The sequence below is a fragment of the Parvimonas sp. C2 genome, assembly GCF_035282405.1.
Taxonomy (GTDB): domain Bacteria; phylum Bacillota; class Clostridia; order Tissierellales; family Peptoniphilaceae; genus Parvimonas.
In genome coordinates this window covers 416,959-436,850 of sequence record NZ_JAYKBP010000002.1, presented here as the reverse complement: position 1 = coordinate 436,850, position 19,892 = coordinate 416,959, and the positions used below count along the sequence as shown (strand labels likewise).

At 28.8% G+C, this 19,892-nt stretch carries 23 protein-coding genes and 1 pseudogene; 23 read left to right on the top strand and 1 reads right to left on the bottom strand.

Translation table 11 applies throughout. The annotated features are described in order from the left end of the window. Positions 1-18: 18 nt before the first annotated feature. The 20 genes and pseudogenes from VJI95_RS05130 (at position 19) to VJI95_RS05035 (ending at position 16,917) form a co-directional block, all read left to right on the top strand. Positions 19-240, top strand: coding sequence for an AbrB/MazE/SpoVT family DNA-binding domain-containing protein (locus VJI95_RS05130; protein WP_314939215.1), 222 nt, complete (start codon positions 19-21; stop codon positions 238-240). Beyond that, positions 227-1,360 (top strand): alpha/beta hydrolase, encoded by a 1,134-nt coding sequence (locus VJI95_RS05125; protein ID WP_324000045.1) that lies wholly within the window; start codon positions 227-229, stop codon positions 1,358-1,360. The genes VJI95_RS05130 and VJI95_RS05125 overlap by 14 nt, the downstream gene beginning before the upstream one ends. A 31-nt stretch (positions 1,361-1,391) precedes the next feature. Continuing rightward, a complete protein-coding gene (locus VJI95_RS05120) occupies positions 1,392-2,150 on the top strand; it encodes an EFR1 family ferrodoxin (RefSeq protein ID WP_324010482.1) in 759 nt (252 codons plus the stop codon). A 99-nt stretch (positions 2,151-2,249) separates the two neighbouring features. After that, positions 2,250-2,693 (top strand): GNAT family N-acetyltransferase, encoded by a 444-nt coding sequence (locus tag VJI95_RS05115; RefSeq protein WP_324000041.1) that lies wholly within the window; start codon positions 2,250-2,252, stop codon positions 2,691-2,693. Positions 2,694-2,831: 138 nt separating this feature from the next. Further along, positions 2,832-3,116: a hypothetical protein gene (locus VJI95_RS05110; RefSeq protein WP_324000039.1), complete on the top strand. Its 285-nt coding sequence runs from the start codon at positions 2,832-2,834 to the stop codon at positions 3,114-3,116. Positions 3,117-3,370: 254 nt separating this feature from the next. After that, positions 3,371-3,805, top strand: a complete 435-nt coding sequence (locus VJI95_RS05105) for a MarR family transcriptional regulator (RefSeq protein ID WP_324000037.1) — start codon at positions 3,371-3,373, stop codon at positions 3,803-3,805. Next, the gene (locus tag VJI95_RS05100) at positions 3,795-5,033 is read left to right on the top strand and encodes an acyl-CoA thioesterase/bile acid-CoA:amino acid N-acyltransferase family protein (protein ID WP_324010481.1); all 1,239 of its coding nucleotides are present in this window, start codon (positions 3,795-3,797) and stop codon (positions 5,031-5,033) included. Before VJI95_RS05105 ends, VJI95_RS05100 begins: the two co-directional genes overlap by 11 nt. 175 nt (positions 5,034-5,208) lie before the next feature. Then, positions 5,209-5,583 (top strand): annotated as a pseudogene (locus VJI95_RS05095) (DUF6608 family protein); the annotation flags it as partial. Positions 5,584-5,609: 26 nt separating this feature from the next. Further along, entirely contained in the window at positions 5,610-6,101 is a 492-nt protein-coding gene (locus VJI95_RS05090) for an SF0329 family protein (RefSeq protein ID WP_324010480.1), read from the top strand. Positions 6,102-6,624: 523 nt separating this feature from the next. Then, positions 6,625-7,401 (top strand): hypothetical protein, encoded by a 777-nt coding sequence (locus VJI95_RS05085; RefSeq protein ID WP_004832651.1) that lies wholly within the window; start codon positions 6,625-6,627, stop codon positions 7,399-7,401. Between the two features lie 10 nt (positions 7,402-7,411). Next, entirely contained in the window at positions 7,412-8,014 is a 603-nt protein-coding gene (locus VJI95_RS05080) for an alpha/beta hydrolase (RefSeq protein ID WP_324010479.1), read from the top strand. A gap of 461 nt (positions 8,015-8,475) precedes the next feature. Next, on the top strand, positions 8,476-9,069 hold the full coding sequence (locus tag VJI95_RS05075; RefSeq protein ID WP_324010478.1) for a TetR/AcrR family transcriptional regulator: 594 nt from the start codon (positions 8,476-8,478) through the stop codon (positions 9,067-9,069). 4 nt (positions 9,070-9,073) lie between these two features. Continuing rightward, a complete protein-coding gene (locus tag VJI95_RS05070; protein ID WP_324010477.1) occupies positions 9,074-10,411 on the top strand; it encodes an MATE family efflux transporter in 1,338 nt (445 codons plus the stop codon). A gap of 452 nt (positions 10,412-10,863) precedes the next feature. Next, on the top strand, positions 10,864-11,121 hold the full coding sequence (locus tag VJI95_RS05065; protein WP_324010476.1) for a SemiSWEET family transporter: 258 nt from the start codon (positions 10,864-10,866) through the stop codon (positions 11,119-11,121). A gap of 17 nt (positions 11,122-11,138) precedes the next feature. Next, positions 11,139-11,771, top strand: a complete 633-nt coding sequence (locus tag VJI95_RS05060; RefSeq protein ID WP_324010475.1) for a DUF421 domain-containing protein — start codon at positions 11,139-11,141, stop codon at positions 11,769-11,771. Positions 11,772-11,953: 182 nt separating this feature from the next. Beyond that, the gene (locus VJI95_RS05055) at positions 11,954-12,559 is read left to right on the top strand and encodes a TetR/AcrR family transcriptional regulator (protein ID WP_324010474.1); all 606 of its coding nucleotides are present in this window, start codon (positions 11,954-11,956) and stop codon (positions 12,557-12,559) included. Positions 12,560-12,561: 2 nt separating this feature from the next. Beyond that, the gene (locus VJI95_RS05050; protein WP_324010473.1) at positions 12,562-13,392 is read left to right on the top strand and encodes a CPBP family intramembrane glutamic endopeptidase; all 831 of its coding nucleotides are present in this window, start codon (positions 12,562-12,564) and stop codon (positions 13,390-13,392) included. 11 nt (positions 13,393-13,403) lie between these two features. Continuing rightward, on the top strand, positions 13,404-14,636 hold the full coding sequence (locus VJI95_RS05045; protein WP_324010472.1) for an MFS transporter: 1,233 nt from the start codon (positions 13,404-13,406) through the stop codon (positions 14,634-14,636). A gap of 146 nt (positions 14,637-14,782) precedes the next feature. After that, positions 14,783-15,622: a KilA-N domain-containing protein gene (locus VJI95_RS05040; protein ID WP_324010471.1), complete on the top strand. Its 840-nt coding sequence runs from the start codon at positions 14,783-14,785 to the stop codon at positions 15,620-15,622. 32 nt (positions 15,623-15,654) lie between these two features. Next, the gene (locus tag VJI95_RS05035; RefSeq protein WP_324000015.1) at positions 15,655-16,917 is read left to right on the top strand and encodes a hypothetical protein; all 1,263 of its coding nucleotides are present in this window, start codon (positions 15,655-15,657) and stop codon (positions 16,915-16,917) included. 115 nt (positions 16,918-17,032) lie between these two features. On the opposite strand, the gene VJI95_RS05030 is transcribed toward VJI95_RS05035, so the two are convergent. Then, positions 17,033-17,725 (bottom strand): class I SAM-dependent methyltransferase, encoded by a 693-nt coding sequence (locus tag VJI95_RS05030; RefSeq protein ID WP_324010470.1) that lies wholly within the window; start codon positions 17,723-17,725, stop codon positions 17,033-17,035. A 141-nt stretch (positions 17,726-17,866) separates the two neighbouring features. On the opposite strand from VJI95_RS05030, the gene VJI95_RS05025 reads away from it, so the two are divergent. From VJI95_RS05025 to glpX, 3 genes are all read left to right on the top strand, one after another. Further along, entirely contained in the window at positions 17,867-18,145 is a 279-nt protein-coding gene (locus tag VJI95_RS05025; protein ID WP_324000012.1) for a DUF1648 domain-containing protein, read from the top strand. Positions 18,146-18,256: 111 nt separating this feature from the next. Next, complete coding sequence (gene fsa, locus VJI95_RS05020) at positions 18,257-18,898, top strand: fructose-6-phosphate aldolase (protein ID WP_324000010.1); 642 nt, start codon at positions 18,257-18,259, stop codon at positions 18,896-18,898. 12 nt (positions 18,899-18,910) lie between these two features. Beyond that, the gene (gene glpX / locus VJI95_RS05015) at positions 18,911-19,891 is read left to right on the top strand and encodes a class II fructose-bisphosphatase (RefSeq protein WP_324010469.1); all 981 of its coding nucleotides are present in this window, start codon (positions 18,911-18,913) and stop codon (positions 19,889-19,891) included. Position 19,892: the final 1 nt, after the last annotated feature.

The following is a 19,892-nucleotide window of genomic DNA, read 5'->3' as shown; positions in this document are numbered from 1 at the left end:
TATTATACGGAGGCGGATATGAAAAGTAAAAAAGATGGAAAACTACATGCATGGACTGCGAAGGTAGGAACTAAGGGACAGATTGTTATTCCAAAAGAGGCAAGAAAAATTTTCTCCATAGAAACTGGAGATAATTTGTTAATTCTTGGAGATGAAAGAAGAGGGTTAGCCATTATGAATGGAGATGTTGCAACAAAAGTTTTGATGAATATTCAAGGTGATTTAAGTGAAGAAGATTAAGATATTAAAATTTATAGTGATATTAGTTTTAGTTGTAGTTGTTTTTATTGTAATATATGCAATTTATAATCTAAATTATGACTATTCAGGTGAAAAGTTCAGGAAGAACAAGGCTTCAAGTTTAGGCTTGGAAGAAAAACAATTTAATCTAAAAAATGGAAATGTAATAAATTATGTTGAAGGTCCAAATAATGGTCCGGCTATTTTATTATTACATGGACAAATGGTAGATTGGAAAGATTATCGTACTGTGTTTCCTGAATTAGTAAAAAAGTATCATGTATTTGCACTTGATTATTATGGACATGGAAAGTCAAGTAAAAATCCTGATTTATATAATATTGAAAGCATAGGAAATGATATTGCATCATTTATTCAAGAAAAAATTGGAGAAAAAACAATTATTTCGGGGCATTCTTCAGGTGCCTTAATTACTGCATATATCGGTGCTAAATTTCCACAAAATGTAAAGGCGATTATTTTGGAAGACGGACCATTTTTTGCAACAGAAAAAGGACGTGCTGAAAACACATTTTCTTATAAAACTTTCGAAAATATTCACAATTATTTAACTGAAAAACCTAATACTACTTATTTTGAACATTATCTAAAAAATGATCCGATGCGAAAATTGTTTAATGAGGGCGGAAAAGATAATTGGGATAAAATTGTGGCTAAACCTGCAATGAAAAGATTTCAAAAGGATAATACTAAAATACCAATTATTTGGTATTATCCGCCAAAGTTAGGAGTAAATACCTTACTTCAATTAACAGCGAATTTACAAGATAAAACTGGTGATTATGACTTAAGATTTGGAGATGCATTTTATGATTTCAGTTTCTTTAAGGGAATAAAACAAGAAGAATTGTTGAAAGAAATTACTGTTCCTACTTGTATATTACATGTAAAACCACCAAAAAATACAGCTCCTTCTTATTATAATGAAGATGGACTTCTGATTTCTGCAATGGATGAAAAAGATGCAAAGCGTGTTAAAGAATTGATTAAAGGTAGTATTTTAGTTGAAGGATTTGATTCTATGCATAATATTCACGGAGATAAGCCGAAAGAATATTTGGAAAAAGTGGAAGAATTTTTAGCTAATATAGAAAAGTAGAATTGATAGATTGGATTTAAAGGAGGAATATATGATAGGCATTTATCTAAGTGGAACTGGAAATACTAAACATTGTGTTGAAAAACTTGTATATTTGATAGATGATAAATCAAAATGTCTTCCTTTGGAAAATCCACAGATTATAGATTTATTAAAGAAAGAGGATGTAATTTTTTTAGGCTATCCAACTCAATTTTCTAATGCGCCTTTTATGGTACGAGATTTTATTATGAAAAATTGTTCGCTTTGGGAAGGGAAAAATGTTTTTTGTATAAATACAATGGGACTTTTCAGTGGGGATGGAACGGGATGTACTGCAAGAATTTTTAAAAAATATGGAGCAGAAATTCTGGGAGGCATACAGATAAAAATGCCCGATTCCGTTTGCGACAGTAAGCTGTTGAAAAAAGATATTAAAGAAAACAGACAAATCGTAAAAAATGCTGATGAAAGATTAGAAGAAGTTGCAGAACAGATTAAGCAGGGAAGATATCCAAGAGAAGGACTATCTTTCATTGCACATATGAAGGGACTTTTTGGGCAAAGGCTATGGTTTTATCGAAAAACTATGGGATATACCGATAAATTAAAAATAAGCGATGATTGTAATGGTTGTGGTTTATGTAGTAGGGTTTGTCCGATGAAAAATATTCACATCAAAGATAAAAAAGCTATCCCTGAAAATAAATGTACAATGTGTTACAGATGTATAAGTCTATGTCCACAAAAAGCAATTACTTTACTTGGAGATAAGGTAATTGAACAATCGAGGTTTGAAAAATATATATAATTAAAATTACAAAAAATACAATATGATTGCTCTAAGGATATATAATCATTTGATGATGAATATAATAGATAAAATAAGTTGAGATTGTAGGATAAATTTATGAAGATATTGGAAATTAGAAAAAATAAAAAGCAGTATATGGAACTTCTGCTTCTTGCTGATGAACAAGAAGATATGATTGATAAATATATTGATAGAGGAATAATGTTTGTTTTAGATGATAATGGTGTTAAATCTGAATGTGTAGTTACTGATGAGGGAAATGGAGTTCTTGAAATAAAGAACATTGCTACAAACCCTAATTTTCAAAGAATGGGTTATGGAAAAATTCTGATTGATTTTGTTGTTACTAAATATAAAAATCAATTTTCTACATTACAAGTTGGCACGGGAGATAGTCCTAAAACTATTGATTTTTATGTAAAATGTGGATTTTTTCGCTCCCATACTGTCAAAAATTTTTTTACGGAAAATTATAATCACCCAATATATGAAGATGGTATCCAATTGGTTGATATGATTTATTTGCGTAGAGATTTATAAATTTGATTTTGTTTAAGCTAAAATATAGCAGTTTAACAGTAAGTCAATATGATTTACTGTTTTTTTTATATTTGAAATATCAATAAATATAAGGTAAAATATAGAATATTAAGGAAAATAGAATTTAAGGAGGTAGTTATGTGGTTAATAATCGCAATTGTAGGAGTTATTGTTGCAATAATAGGTCGTATTAAGGAATATAAAGATGAAAATTTCATAGGTTTTAAAAGGTTAAGTTTATTACTAGCAGCAGTATGCTCTATAAATTTTATTCATTCTGCCATAATTTATAAATTTTATTTTACCAACGGAAATTGGAGTATGTTTTTAGAGTTTATGCAAAGTAATGCTAAGAATGTATTGATTTGTATAGTTATATCTATTTTTATAAATTTTGTTCCGATTTCTATTTTTAGAAAATAGTCAAAATATAATAAAATAAATTTGAATTTATAGAGGATCTCTTTGTATAAATTTTGAGAATCCTTCTTTTTTTATAATATAATCTAAAGTAGGAAAGTAATATAATATAATATAATATAATAGGTAAAAATCATAAAATATTTGGATGATTAGAAAAAATAGCATGAAAATAATAATATAATATTAATATGTAGTTGACATTTTTGGATAATTATGTTATTTTGTTAAGTAGGTTAACAAAAGGAGATGATAAAATGAATTATGAAAAATTTTTATATGATTTTCAAAATTTCATAAGGTTATATCATAGTTTAGAATACAAACAACATAAAATTTTTGACTTAAATTTATCAGAAGTACATTTATTAAAAATGGCTGAACATAATCCTAATTATACACTTGTTGAATATGCTGAAAAATTAAATATAAGCCGAAGTGCAATTTCGCAAGTAGTTAATATATTGGAAAAAAAAGAATGTGTCAAAAAAAATAAGATTAATAAGAAAAGTATTGTGCTTGAGCTAACCACAAAGGGACAAATAGTATGTGCTAAACACGATGAAGAGCATAAAAAAATTGAAAAAAATTTGAAGATAATTTTTAGTAAATATGATGATTATTTTTTTGAACAATTAAGTGAGTTAATGTCTGATATTGTAATTGTTTGGGAGGGATATGATGAGCTGTAAAATAATAATCGAAGATAGTAATAAAATTATGGATTCAAAGATTAATATATGTATTCAGGGACTAAAAAGATTTGAAGAAGTTAAAATTATTTTAGAAACAAGTTGTTTTTACAATATCAATGCTCCTATGAGTTGGTCAGAAAATACGCTTTGGAGGGCTGAGGCTGTTTTTCTCAGTGATTCAAATGGTACTGTATCTCTTAAAAATTCACCGTCTAAAGGTGGAGATTATATAGGTTTTAGAAATATGGGATTATTTGAATCTCTCAAAGCTGTATCAATTACTAATAAAAAACGTATTAGAGACTTAAAAAAATTACCTTTAAATGATGTTGTTACTTATCAAATTTCAATTATGTCGGATGAAAAATTACTTGCTAAAACAACCTTTAATAGATTTTATAAAGATTTTAATATAGATTATTATGATATAATCAGAAAAAATTGGCAAGGAAGAATGTTTTATAAAAATGATAATAACAAAAAGCCAGCTATTATAGTATTATCAGGTAGTGATGGAGGAATTGAAAAAGCACAAAACATTGCGATGTTATTAGCTAATCATGGCTTTACAACATTAGCTATAAGTTATTTTGGGATGAATAACCAAAATTCAAATTTAGATAGAATACCACTTGAAAATATTGATGAGGCATTAAAGTATCTACAAAAGCTATCTTTTGTTGATTCTTCCAAAATTGGAATTTATGGTAGGTCAAAGGGTGCTGAGTATGGATTAATGTTTCTATCTAAATACAATGCTATTAGATGTGCAGTTTTAAATTCTCCAAGTGACAGGGTTTATGAAGGATTAAAAGGAAAAAGAAATTCTAAGCATTCTTCTTGGACATATGGTGGTGAAGAAATAGAATATAAACCATTTAAGATAAAGGATTTTATTATGAATATGTTAATAAAAAAATCAAGTACTGATAATTCTGGAGTTATAGATATAAAAAACATCACTTGCCCTCTTCTATTAATTACATCTACAAAAGATGAAATATGGGATTCTTATAGAGCTTCAATCAACATTATGAAAAATATAAGATCTAGCGAAAAGAATATTGTATTAACTACAGCGTTAGGACATATGAATACAATTCCATATCTTCCAAATCTCCGTTATAAAAAGAATAAAACAGATGATATATATTATGAAACGGTTATATCATGGGAAAATACAATATCTTGGTTTGTTAAATATTTAAAAAAAGAAAAAGTATAGTTTTAATATAAAATTGATGTTATAAAATATATATGATATAATTGACATAATTTTACTAGTAAAAGGAGAAAACTGCATCATGGTTGTTAAAGTTCTTTAATTCTTATGAAAATAAATTTAAATTTATGGAGGTAGAATTATGAAATATATATGGAATAATTGATTAAAACAGGCTACTTTTCTTTACTCGGTGCTATATACCATTGCGACTATTTTTAATAGTGTGCTGTATCTTTTGAATGGAAAGTATGAAGACCCAAATGGAAATTGGCATGAAATTGATAGAGCGATTATTGTATTTATAATAGTTCTTGCATATATATTGATTAAAAATTTGAAACTTAAAAATTATTGGCTAAAGGCTATCATAATCTACATTCCAACTCTTTTATTAGTGTTTGGATATATTTGGCTAACTGGACTTAGAGAGCCTTTGGCAAAATCTGCTTATAGAGATATCTTTATAAATTACACAATAGGATATCTTGGGGCTTCGCTAATTGGTTGGGGAAAAACTTTTTTCAAGCCAAAGAATACAGAAAATAAATAAAATTCATTTAAAAGGGGGATATAATATTGGCTAGTTGGAGTGGTATAAGGAAAAAACTTGAAAAAGAATATCTTGCTGAAAGCCTACAAGGGCATATTCAATATTTTGCTACAACTTATAGCAAAAGTCCGGACCATGAGGGACGAGCAGCAATAAGATATGACGGAAAAGAAGTCATCAAAGGTTGCTTTTGGAATAACTGGTTTAAAGCTAATTTATTCCCTAGAGATGAAAAATACGAAGAAAGAATGAAAAAAGAAAATGCATTTATAGACGATACAGCCTTAAAATTGGGAGTATTTGACCAACGTTGTTTTTACAATTCCTTTGCAGAATTTGATAATCAAAGTATAGAAATGAGCCTAAAAAGTGAAAATTTACTCGTAAGAATTTTTGCGATATTAGATAGACGAGTTGGAAAAAGAAAGTTAATTCAAATGAAAGAAACAATAGAAAATGAGCCGGATACATTTCAGGAGTTCTATGCAATTCGTATGAATGCTGAAGGAATGGTTTAAGTTTATAAAAATAAATATACACTTAAAAGGCGATAGAAATATCGTCTTTTTTGTGCGAAAAATGATATCTGCAGAGTAATTGTATCTAAAGATACAATTACCCCATCAGACCTACTTTTGTTTATAAGTAAACATATGAGATCTCTCCGCTTCGTTTCGCTTTGCTCAACTTCGGTCGAGATGACGTGTTAGGGGCGTTGTTTTGCAAGTTGCTATAACGTTAAACATATCGTTGTATAAGGTTATAAATATAGTTTGATGTTTATTTACTTTTAACGTTAAGCCCGTAATCAAAGTTTATTCCTTATACGTCATCTTGAGCGAAACGTAGTGTAGTCGAAAGATCTCATACTTTTGCTTTAGCAAAAGTAAATGTATCGAAGATACATAAAATATGTAAATCTCATAAGCCCACAAGCATATCAACTCAAATTGAATGAAATATATACATATGATATAATCATAATAAAGTATTAGCAATGAAAATTTAGATATAATCTTCTTAAATAGGAAGGAGTAAAAAATGGTTTTAAATGAAAAACAATTAATATACGGTTATGATTATTACTTCAAAAATGAAAATAGACCTAGAAGTATTGTTGAGGTTTCTGAATATAATGGAGAAAGTGCAATTATAATAAATTGTACTCAATTGGATGATAGTTCTAATTCAAAGTACAAAACTGCAAAGGCAAGAAAAAATGTTGTAAATGAATGGTGTGATTTTTTAATTAAAAATCCAACGGCTTTTACAGAACTTACATTTTGTACAAGAATGCCACAAGAGTTGTTTAATGCGGTTTGTTCACAACAAAATCTTAAAAAATTATATATAAAATGGGGAGTTTATCCAGATATTTCAAAGATTTCAAATCTTGTAAATCTTGAATTCCTTCATTTAGGTTCAGGTTCAAGTGTAGGAAGTATTGAACCAATTTCGAAATTAGAAAATTTAGTAGCTTTAACAGTTGAAAATTTTCAAAAAATTGACGATTATAGTCCACTTACAAAACTTAAAAAATTGGAAAGTCTTACAATTGAGGGGGATTGCTTTGCTCCGAAAAATATTCATATAGATTCTATTGATTTTTTGAAAGATATGAAGCAATTAAGATTTTTTAGATTTTTTACAAGTATTGTAAAAAGTAAGGATTATACTCCACTTTTAAGTCTTGAAAATATAGAACATTTATCTATTAAGCCGTTTAAAGAAGTTAATAAATTATATGATGAGATAATTAAATTACCTAAATTAAAATATGGAACAATTGTATTTAATCCCGAATTTTATAAAAAATAGAGGTGTTATAATGAAAAATGCAGTTATATACATACATGGGAAAGGCGGGAATTCTGTTGAAGCAGAACATTATAAAAAATTTTTTAGTGATGAATATGAAATTATTGGCTTTGATTACAAATCTGAACTTCCTTGGGATGCTAAAATAGAATTTTCAAAATTTTTTGATTCCATAGTCTCTGAATATGATGATATTTACTTAATAGCAAATAGTTTGGGAGCTTATTATTCGATGCTTGCATTATCGGATAAAAAAATTAAAAAAGCTATGTTTATTTCACCAGTTGTAGATATGGAAAAAATAATTTTAAATATGATGAAAATGTCTAATGTTTCAGAGGAAGAATTATATAATAAAAAAGAAATTGCAACATCCTTTGGTGAAACTTTGTCTTGGGAATATCTTACTTATGTTAGGAATAATCCAATAGAATGGAATGTACCAACAGATATTCTCTATGCAGAAAATGACCTTCTAACTTCTTTGGAGACTATGACGAATTTTGCGAATAAAACCAATTCGAGTCTTACCATTATGAAAAATGGAGAGCATTATTTTTATACTGAAGAACAAATGAATTTCTTGGATAATTGGTTTAGTGAATTTATATAGTATTAGCTTAAGTTTGGTCGAATTTGAGAGGATTAAGTGAGAAGTTGTGTATAATAAATTTACAAAAATGTTACTAAGATATTAATTAGTAGGTTTTTGTTTTAAAATAATATAAAGTAAATGCTGAATATATTGAATAGAATATGTTATTATGATATGGTTTAACAAAATTTAAACAAAATTAATGTTATGTTAATACGAAATTATAAATTTAAAGATATGAATGTTTTGAAAATGAAGAGAGATAGAATTTTAGAAAAACTAAGAAACTCTTAAATGGAAAAATCTAAAAATTGGACGAGAAGACTATTTATCAGAAGTAGATAAGTAGTCTTTTTTGTGTGAACAAAAAGTTATTATTTATTTGTTTATTATGATTTTTGTAATATTAAGGTATTGACAATTAAGTTAGTTAGTGTTAATCTATTATTACCGATAGTTATGTCGGTAAGGAGGACAAAATGACTAGAGAACGACTAACATCAAGAGAAAGAAAATTGAAAATACAAAATATTGCATTAGATGTTTTTACAAGAAAAGGATATAAAAACACAAGTATGTATGATTTAGTACAAGCTACTGGACTGTCCACAGGAGGTTTGTACCACTATTATAAAAGTACAACTGAAATTCTATACGATTTGATGTTAAGAGGTTGTAAATATCGAGAAGACATTATTGAAAAAAAGATATGTGAAATTTCTAAGCCTTTAAGTGTAGAGTTATTAGCTGAAATTACTGTTGATAGGGCACTTTCTACTAATATATTTATTCCAATATATGTTATGTTTTTGCAGTCAATGAAGGAAGATGAAGACTTACAGGAACTTTATAAAAAATTACAGGACAGTTATATCAAAAATTTTAAACGAATGCTGGATGAATATGACTATGGAGAAATTTGTGAAGAATCTTTGAAATTACTCAATGATTTACTTAATACTATTATCTTGAGTTGTGAGACATTGGGAATTAGGGAACATTTAGTTTCACAACGTCAAGTTCTTGAGAAAATGATAATTGATGTTTTAATGATAAATAGAGAAGGGGTGTAATTAGATGAATAAAGATAGTAAAGAGCTCTTAACAGCTAAACCGTTACAAATATTAATTAAACTTTCATTGCCGGCAATATTAGGGATGATTGTTATCGGCTTATATCCGCTAATGGATGGGATTTTTGCCGGCCAGATACTTGGAGAGAAAGCTATGACCGCTGTAGGAATTGCTACTCCGTTCACATATATCAATACGGGTATCGCAACTTTAATTGGGGTAGGTTCAGCGTCACTATTATCCAGAGCCATTGGAGAAGGAAATCAAAAAATAATAGATAAAGTTATGGGAAATCTTTGTTTTTGGATTCTAACATTGTCAACAATTGTTACTGTTTTAGGGATCTTATTTTGCCAACAATTACTTAGTGTATTTGGTGCAAAAGGAGAACTTTTAAATCTTTCTACTCGTTATTTACGAATTATTTTTATAGGGTCTATTTTTGTAAATTTCGCGCAGGCAGCAAATATGGTTATGCGTGGCGAGGGGTTGATGAAACGAGCAATGCTTATTATGGGAATTGGTGCAGGTATAAATATATTGTTGGATCCGATTCTTATGATACTATTTATAGAGCGTGGTATTGAAGGTGCTGCTGTCGCTACGATAACAGCACAATTTGTTCAGGCAATTTTTACTCTTTGGTATTTTAAGAAAAAAAGTAAAGTTGTAAAAATTGGGATAATTAGAAAAGAAGGGGATATAACCGTAGATATGTTTTCCGTAGGGGTTTCTGCTATGCTTATGCAGGTGTTAACTATTATTCAGCAGAGTTTTCTTTATAGTCAAGCTTTTCGTTATGGTGGAGAAACATCCGCAGCTATTATGGCGGCTATCTTAAGAATACAGGCTTTTTCATTCATTCCACTTTGGGGAATGAGTCAAGGATTACAACCTGCTATTGGTGCCAATTTTGGAGCAGAGCAGTATGACAGGGTCAAAAAAATATTCAATGTTTTCACTATCAGTTCTATTATATTAGCTGCTTGTTTTTGGATACCTTCAGAAATTTTTGCTAAACCAATTCTTGGATTATTTGGATTATCCGATGAAACACTATTTTTAGCTATTCCGAATTTCCGCATAATGTACAGTATTTTCATTGCTTATGGGGTAATGATTATGACTATAACATTTTTTCAAGCGATTGGAGATGGTAAAACATCCGGTATTTTAGTTATGTTAAGACAGATAATTTTGTTTATTCCAGCTGTAATTTTATTACCTCGTATGATTGGAGCACAGAGCCTTTGGTACGTTTTGCCAATAATTGATGGAGTCGTTGTGTTACTGGGAATTCAGAGATATTTTATGGCAGTAAAAAAAATGGAGAAAAAATAGATTATATAGAAAAACGGTAAATTGTGAATGATTTACTGTTTTTTATTGTGAAACAACAAGGTTCCCAGGAACCCACCCGATGCGAAGCATCGTGGAAGGGTAGGGTTCTTATTGATGAAAATAAAAGATAATATATTATGTAATTGAAAAAATTAGTCGAAAAATTGAAAAAGCCCAAAAAAAGATAAAAAACTAATTCGAGTATTACTATTATGAAGAATGGAGAGCATTATTTTCATACCGAAGAACAAATGAATTTCTTGGATAATTGGTTTAAGAAATTTATAAAAAATGAGTAAAATAATTTCACTAAAATAGTTGTTATAAATAAAAAAAGTGGTATAATTAAAATTACTTTAAATCTATTAAAAAGAGATTTTAATTTCATCATATTTTACAATAATATGATTTAGTTTAAAATAATAGGATTATATTAGAAAGAAGGAAAATTTATGAATCAAAAAACACTTAAAATTTTAGGATGGATAGCAACTTGTACTGCAATGTTAATGTATATATCCTATTTTCCACAAATTATTAATAACTTACACGGAAATAAAAGTGGTTTTTTACAACCTATGGTTGCCGCAATAAACTGTACTTTATGGGTTAGCTATGGATTTTTCCAGGAGAAAAAAGATTGGCCTATTATTGTTGCAAATATACCTGGTGTAATCTTTGGAACAATAGCAGCTTTAACAGCTTTATAAAAATTTAGGGGGGAATAATGAATCCATTTCTTTTAGTAGCTATAAAATTATTAATTGGATTTTTAGCTTTAATAACTATAATAAATATCTCAGGAAAAGGAAACTTAGCACCGAATTCAGCAAGTGATCAAGTTCAAAATTATGTACTTGGGGGAATAATTGGTGGTGTAATTTATAATAATAGTATTAAGATACTTGACTTCATCGGTATTCTATGCATTTGGTGTGCTCTTGTGTTAGGCTTAAAATGGCTTAAACAACATGTTGTAAAAGTAAAACAAGTTATAGTTGGAAAAGCATTGATAATTATTGATGAAGGTAAAATTAATATAGAAAATTGTAGAAAAGTAGGCCTATCTGCTCATGATGTATCTTTTAAACTTAGAACTAATAATGTTTATTCAATGAAAGATGTAAAAAGAGCCATTGTTGAACAAAATGGTCAACTTATAATTATTCATTATGGAGAAGAAAATCCAAAGTTCCCATTGATAACAGACGGACATTTGCAAACTGATATTTTAGAAGTAATAGGAAAAGATGAAGATTGGTTGATTGAAGAAATTAAAAAACAAGGATTAGAAAAATATAGTGATGTATTTTTGGGAGAATATGTAGATGGAAAGTTAATTCTAGCTCCTTATAATTAATAGTTACAGAAGTAAAATAGATAGCGATAATGCTATCTTTTTTTGTGTAAAAATATTCCTTTTCTACAATATGTAAAAAATTTTTTCAAAAAATCGACTATTAGTCGAAAAACTCTTGACAAAGTTTTTTAAAGTTGTTATAATAATAAAAAACCGACTAGCAGTCGAATAAGGAGGTTGTTATGAAAAAAGGTGAAAAGACGAAACACGAGTTGTTAAAAATAGCATATAGAATGTTTCTTTCAAAGGGTTACGAAAATACAAGTATAGATGAAATTATAGAGGAAGCTAAAATAGCGAAGGGAACATACTACTATCATTTTAAAAGTAAAGAACAAATGCTTGAAGAAGTAATACAAATGATGATTGATGAGTATGAGATGAGAGCGAATGAAATATTAAATTCAGATTTAGATTTACCTGAAAAAATGATTGGGATAATAACATCTTTTAGGCCTAATAACGATGAATTTCAAATCGTTGAGACTCTTAACCGTCAAGACAATTTAATTATGCATAACAAGATTAATCGTCAAGTTATTGAAAGAGTTGTTCCGATGTTATCTAAGATTGTTGAAGAAGGAGTTCAATTAGGGATACTAAAATGTGAGAATATTCCACAAAGAATTAGAATAATAATGATTTTGAGTAGTGAACTGTTTGATGATATGGAATATTCTAATACAGATGTCGATGTATTTATTGATATAGTAGAAAAAATACTGGGTGCACAACCTGGATTTTTGATATTCCTTAATAAATTAATACAAAAACAGGAGGATATTTAATTATGGATAAATATGTATATAAACCAAAAAGATTTTTCTTTATAGTTTTTGCTTCAACTTGGGGCTGTTGGTTATTAGCTATTTTATTAAATAATAGTAAATTACTATTTCCACTTTTATTTTTGGGACTAATTGCACCTGCTTTAACAGCGATTATAACTGTTTTTACGTCAAAAAATGAGATGCTAAAAAAAGATTTTAAAAGAAAGGTTATAGGATTTTATAGAATAAAGCCACTTTATATTTTACTTCCAGTAATTGTTTTTGGAATAGCTGTTTGTCTATCAATTGGAACATCTGTATTATTTGGAGGCTCTCCAAAACAGTTTGGTTTTAATGATGATTTTTCGTTTTCAATCGCTGGAACATCAGCACTTCTTACTATCTTTTTAGCTTCAGTAATAGAAGAAATTGGATGGAGAGGATATGGTGCAGATGCTTTAGGATCAAAATATAACTGGTTTAAAGCTTCACTTATATTTGGATTCACTTGGTCATCTTGGCATATTCCTCTATTTTGGGCAGAAGGAACATATCATTATGGACTTAAGGAAATGGGAATTCTTTATGTAATGAACTTCCTTATTAGTGCTATACCTATGACTTTTATACAAGAATGGGTGTATGTTAAAAATAATAGAAGTATGTTTGCGACAATTATTTTTCATATGTTTCTAAACTTTATGCAAGAAAAAATAGCAATGACGCCTGAAACAAAATGTATAGAAACTATTTTTATTACAATTGCTGCTGTAATTGTTGTTTTGACTAACAAAAAAATGTTTTTTGAAACAGAACATGTTGGTAAACTTCTTGAAATTCAAAATGATTAAAAGGGATAAATATGAAAATAGGATATAATTTCAAAAAATTTTTATTATTATGGTCTGGGGAACTGATTTCTCAAGTCGGTGGAGGACTTACAAGCTTCGGACTTGGAGTGTATATTTTTCAAAAAATAGGGCGAGCATCTGATATGGCACTTATTACTCTAATTGGCTTTTTGCCAACTATTATATTAAGTGTTCCTGCTGGAGTGCTGGCAGATAAACACGATAGAAGACTTTTAATGGTAATTGGAGATGGATGCTCAGGAATGGGAATAGTTTATATTCTATGGTGTATGATGAATGGAGGTGCTACACTTTCGCAGATTTGTATAGGAGTTTTTATAAGTTCCGTTTTTTCATCATTACTTGAACCTTCTTTTAGAGCCACAATCAATGACTTACTAACAAAAGATGAATTCTCCAAGGCAAGTGGACTACTCTCTCTAGCAGGAAGTGCTAAATATTTACTTTCTCCAATAATTGCAGGAGTACTCCTAACTATAAGTGATGTAAAATTGCTTTTAATAATAGATATATGTACTTTTATATTGACTGTAATATGTACCTTAATTATCAGAAAAAGTATCAAAAACAAAAATATCAGCACATCAGATCACTTTTTAAGCGGATTAAAAGATGGCTGGAAAGTAGTATATGGCAATAGAGGAGTATTTTTTCTAGTAATACTTGCTGGAGTTATAACAATGTTTATGGGAGTATTTCAAGTATTAGCCGTTCCGATATTCTTGTCTATCACAGACTCAAAAACTTTAGGAATTGTGGAAACAATTTGTGCAAGTGGTATGTTGGTTTCAGGTATATTTTTAGGAATTCGAGGAATAAAAAGAAACTTTGTAAAAGTCTTAAGCATATCTCTTACATTTTCAGGAATTTTTATATTAGCATTTGGAATCTTTGAAAATGTACTAATAATGTGTATATTCGGATTTTTCTTCTTCTTAACATTGCCCTTTGCTAATAATTGCCTAGACTATCTCTCAAGAACTAACATTCCCGATGAATATCAAGGAAGAGCTTGGGGACTGATTGGATTTCTCTCACAACTTGGATATGTTGTTGCATATTCCATCTCAGGAAAAATAGCCGATTACTTGGGAATAATAACAGAAAAAGGAGTAGGAAGAGGCTCAGCATTATTAATAATAATCTCAGGCATATGCCTTGTAGTAATCTCTCTTTGTATTCCAATGATAAAAAGAATAAATGAATTAGAAAATAATATTTAGAAGGATAGCAGAAATGCTATCTTTTTTGTTGTAAAAATGGATAAATTAATTTTATCCGTGTGAAACTCAACTCGTATGGAAAAATTTTAAGATATATGATAGAATTATGATATGTAAGTATATATTATAGATAAGGAGATTCCATTGTGGCAAAAGTAACTAAAGAGCAAATTTCAGCAAAAGGATTTGCAATTCAAATCTATACAGAAGACTTTAAAAACGACTACATAAGTCTGACAGATATTGCAAAGTATAAAAATAATGATGATCCCAGATTTGTTATTCAAAATTGGATGCGAAATAGAAATACATTAGAGTTCATTGGATTGTGGGAAGTGCTTAATAATGAAAATTTTAACCGTGTGCAATTCGACACGTATAGAAATGAAGCAGGACTAAATAGATTTATAATGACTCCACAAAAATGGATTAATTCTACCAATGCAATAGGAATTATATCTAAAGCGGGAAAATATGGAGGAACATATGCACATTATGGTATTGCGATGGAATTTGCTTCTTGGATTTCTGCAGAGTTTAAGCTGTATATTATTCAAGATTATAAGAGACTTAAGTCAGATGAAAATTCAAGATTGTCGCTTGATTGGAATTTGAATAGAGAAATTTCTAAAATTAATTATAAGATTCATACAGATGCTATCAAAACATATTTACTAAATGATTTAACTGAAAGTCAATTAGCCTTTAAATATGCAGGTGAAGCTGATATGTTAAATGTAGCATTATTTAATAAAACTGCAAAACAATGGAGAGAAGAAAATCCAAACTTAAAAGGAAATATGAGAGACTATGCAAGTCTAAATGAACTTTTAGTTCTAGCAAATATGGAAAGCTACAATGCTGTTCTAATTGAAAAAGGACTGCCACAAAAAGAAAGAATGATTGAACTTAGAAAACTTGCAAGAACTCAAATGATGTCACTTGAAAAACTAAACGACATAAGTATTAAAGAATTGAACAAATAATAAAATATAATTTCATAATGGAGGATAATACATTGACAAAAATTAATAAAAATGAAAAGAAACATTTTTATTATGATGAATCATATCATGATTTATCAATTACACAAAAAGATGGGATTCAAAATATAAATACAGAAAATACTTCAACATATTTTGTTGTTTCCTTTGTAGGAGTCGAAGAAAATAAGACGAATGATTTTTTAAACAAATATCAAGTTTTAGAACAAGAATATAAAAATTTAATAGGTCAAAAAGAAGATCATGAGTTTAAAGGAACAATAATAAATAGTAAAAATTATAATAAAGGATTTTCATCAATGAGGAAAGTATTTATTAGATTTTACACTAAATTATTTGATTTATTAGACGAGTATTCAGTTATAATTAATATTTCAACTATAAGTAAGTTTGAAATTGTAGTAAGTAGAATTTTTATAAAATATATAATAGAGTTAGGTGATTTTTATGACGATAAAGAAGTATATAATCTTATTTATGGTACAGTCAAATTTTTAGAACAACATAAGACAGAAAAATTAGTTAAACTAATGCATTCTGATGAATATAATTCAAAAAAATTACTTTTGGAAATAAAAAAAATTATAAATTATGTACTTGAAACAAGATTAAATTTTGAACTGAAAAATAGAGAGTGTAATTTTGCTTGCTTACTTAATCAGCAAATTAATAATATCGAAAAAAATTTAAATATTGAAGAGAAATATAAATGGGATTATTATTTTAGTTTTGATGGGTTTAAAAATTTACTTAATGAATTAGATATAAACAGTGAGAATATTTATTTAGATATAGATGGAAAAGGAAATCGCACACAAAAAATTTATGACACTGCAATATCTATGTTTCCAAATGCGACTATAGAAAGATTTGAGTCAAAAGATAATTTAGGAATAAGGATATCCGATTTTATTTCTAACCTAATTGGAAGATTTATAAAAGTAATTGACGATGAATGTACTGATAAGCGAAGAAAGATTGAAGAAAATTCTAATTTTAATAAAAAAATTTTTTTAGATGAAGAGTGGTTTAATTTGGATGAAGAAGCATTTGATTGTTATAGAAAAATAGGAGAGTTTTTTAATAATAGATCTAAAATTTATTGGACTACACATGTTGGAACATATGATGATATACCTTTAGTTGTTTATTCATTATTTCAATATTTTTATGAACAAAAAAATTATGAAGATTTTAAAAACATATCTTCTTTTGAGCACAGTGAAAAGTTAAATAATTTAATTGTTCGTAAGCATATTTATAGACATGGATTATAAATAACAATAGAAGTATTTAAATAAAAAAATTAATATATAATTCTGATTATAACTCCCTCGAATTCGAGTGGTTATAAAAAACAACCCTACTCCCAACGAGTAGGTTGTTTTTTCTTTATTTACTCACTACAAATACTACTGACGGGGAGTTTTCTTCATCGAATTTGTCTTTTTTGAAGTTTCCGTAGATTTCGTATTTTAGTCCGAGCCTGTTTACGAATGAAATTAAGTCATCAACTAATAGTGGAACTAGGAGTTGCGTGTTTTCAAATTTTTCGTTTTCTGTTGTAAGTACCGTGTTGAAACGGATTTTGCTATTTTCTCTGTAATAGTTTCTTGTAAATTTAACTTTTGTTCCAAGAGTTGGTAAGGCTCCTAGAAATAGGTCATTTTTAAGAATGAAAGGTTTGAAGTTTACCCAGCTTAAGACTAGGTTTCCGTTTTCTTTTAGTAAGTCCATAGTTTTTAGGATGAAGCTACAGATTTGGTTTATGTCTTCCAAATGTGCAATAGTTGTTCCAATGCAATAGCAGACGTCAAATTTTTCTTCAAAGTCCAATTCCAACATATCTTTTTGAAATACTTTAAGCCCTTTTTTTCTTGTTTCATCTACCATATTTTCTTCCAAGTCGATACATATTACATTTTTTCCTAAGTTTTCCAAGTTTTTTGCAACGAGTCCTGTTGCACAGCCTATGTCTAAATAGTCTTTTCCATCTGAAATATTATTTAAAAAATTTAATTGTGCTTCATTTGTTGGGAAAATATCTTCGTAGTATTTGCATATTTCTTTATAAAATTTATTCATATAAACCTCCATTTTAAAAAATATAATGTTATAATCGATTATACCCAAAAACTTTCATTATTTATATCGAAAAATACCTAAAAACTTGTTTATTTTTTTTTTTTTTTTGATATAATCATCTTAAGAGGAGGGTGATTGATTATGAACAAGAAAATAATATTTGGAATTGTTTTGTTACTATCTGTTGGATTAGCAATATATGGATATATAGTTTTACCTGATGTTATAACTGTACAGATTGATTTAAAAGGGAATCCTTCGAATGTGGAATCAAAATTACTAGGGATTGGTACAACTTTTGCTATTTCAGTTATTGGAGCAATATTTTACTATTTCTCGGAGGAAAAAGGATTTAAGTTTTTGTCCATTTCTCTTATTGGAATAATCCTTTCTGTTATTACCATATTATTTAATATATAAGTTTTAAAGTTGTTTTAATTTTATTTAAAACAACTTTTTGTTTATTAGCATTTTGCATTGTTTTGTGGTAAAATATATTCGAATAGATTAATTATATTTAGGAGGCAATTGATGAAATTTTTTATTGACACAGCGAATGTTGATGAGATAAGAGAGATTAGTAAATGGGGTATTCTTGACGGTGTTACTACTAATCCGTCTTTGATAGCGAAAGAGGGAAGAGATTTTGTTGAAGTTATAACTGAAATAACTTCAATCGTTGACGGACCTATTTCAGCGGAGGTTATCAGCCTTGAAGCAGAAGGAATGGTAAAAGAAGCTAGAGAACTTTGTAAGATAAATAAAAATATTGTAATAAAAATTCCTATGACTGAAGAGGGATTAAAGGCAGTTAATGTTTTGAGTAAAGATGGAATAAAGACAAATGTTACTTTGATTTTTTCAGCTACTCAAGCACTTCTTGCAGCAAAGGCAGGAGCTACTTATGTAAGTCCATTTTTAGGTAGACTTGATGATATCAGCTCTGAAGGAATGATTTTAATTGAAGATATTTTTGAAGTTTTCAATAATTATGCAATTACAACTGAAATAATTGCCGCTTCTGTAAGAACTCCAATGCATGTTCTTCAAATTGCAAAGAGTGGAGCAGATATTGCAACAGTACCTTATAAGGTGTTCAAACAAATGTTAAAACACCCACTAACTGATATAGGAATTGAAAAGTTTTTAAAAGATTGGGAAAGTGTTAAATAATAGGAGGAAACTATGGATAGAAATTTAAGTTTAAATTTAGTCAGAGTTACAGAAGCTGCAGCAATTCGTTCTTCATATTTTTTAGGAAAAGGCGATAAAAACGGTGCTGACGGAGCTGCTGTTGAAGCCATGAGATCAATGTTCAACGAACTTCCAATGGAAGGTACTGTTGTTATCGGAGAAGGAGAAATGGATGAAGCTCCTATGTTATATATCGGCGAAGTTGTAGGAAATGGACAAGAAGGAGTTGCAAAGGTTGATATTGCAGTTGACCCAGTAGACGGAACTTCTCTTGTAGCAAATGGATTGCCAAATGCGATTGCAGTTGCAGCTTGTGCACCTGCGGGTTGTTTATTACATGCTCCTGATATGTATATGGATAAGATTGCAGCGGGTCCTTTAGCTGTTGATTGCATACACATTGATTTACCTATTGAAATGAATATAAGAAGACTTGCAAGAGCTTTGGGAAAAGAAATTGGAGAAGTTACAGTTAGTATTTTAAATAGAGAAAGACATCAAGATATTATAGATAGAGTTAGAAAACTTGGTGCAAGAATAAAACTTTTTGAAGCTGGAGATATTGCTCAAGCCATTGCAACTTGTATTGAAAATAGCGGTTGTGATTTAATGGTTGGAATTGGTGGAGCACCTGAAGGTGTTTTAGCTGCTGCAGCCATTAAAGCCTTAGGCGGAGTTTTCCAAGGAAGACTTGTTCCTGCTGATGAAGAAGAATTTAGGAGATGTGAAGCTATGGGACTTGAAGACCCACTAAAAGTTTTAGAAATGAATGATTTAGTAAAGGGCGATGAAGTTTTATTTGCAGCTACTGGTGTAACTGACGGAGAACTTTTAGACGGAGTTAGACATATTGGTAATGATAGAGTTAAGACTTATTCAGTTGTAATGAGAGCAGAAACAGGAACAATTAGAAGAATTGAGGCAACTCATAGAATTTCTAAAAAACCTGAATATGCAAAGATAAAGAGATAGT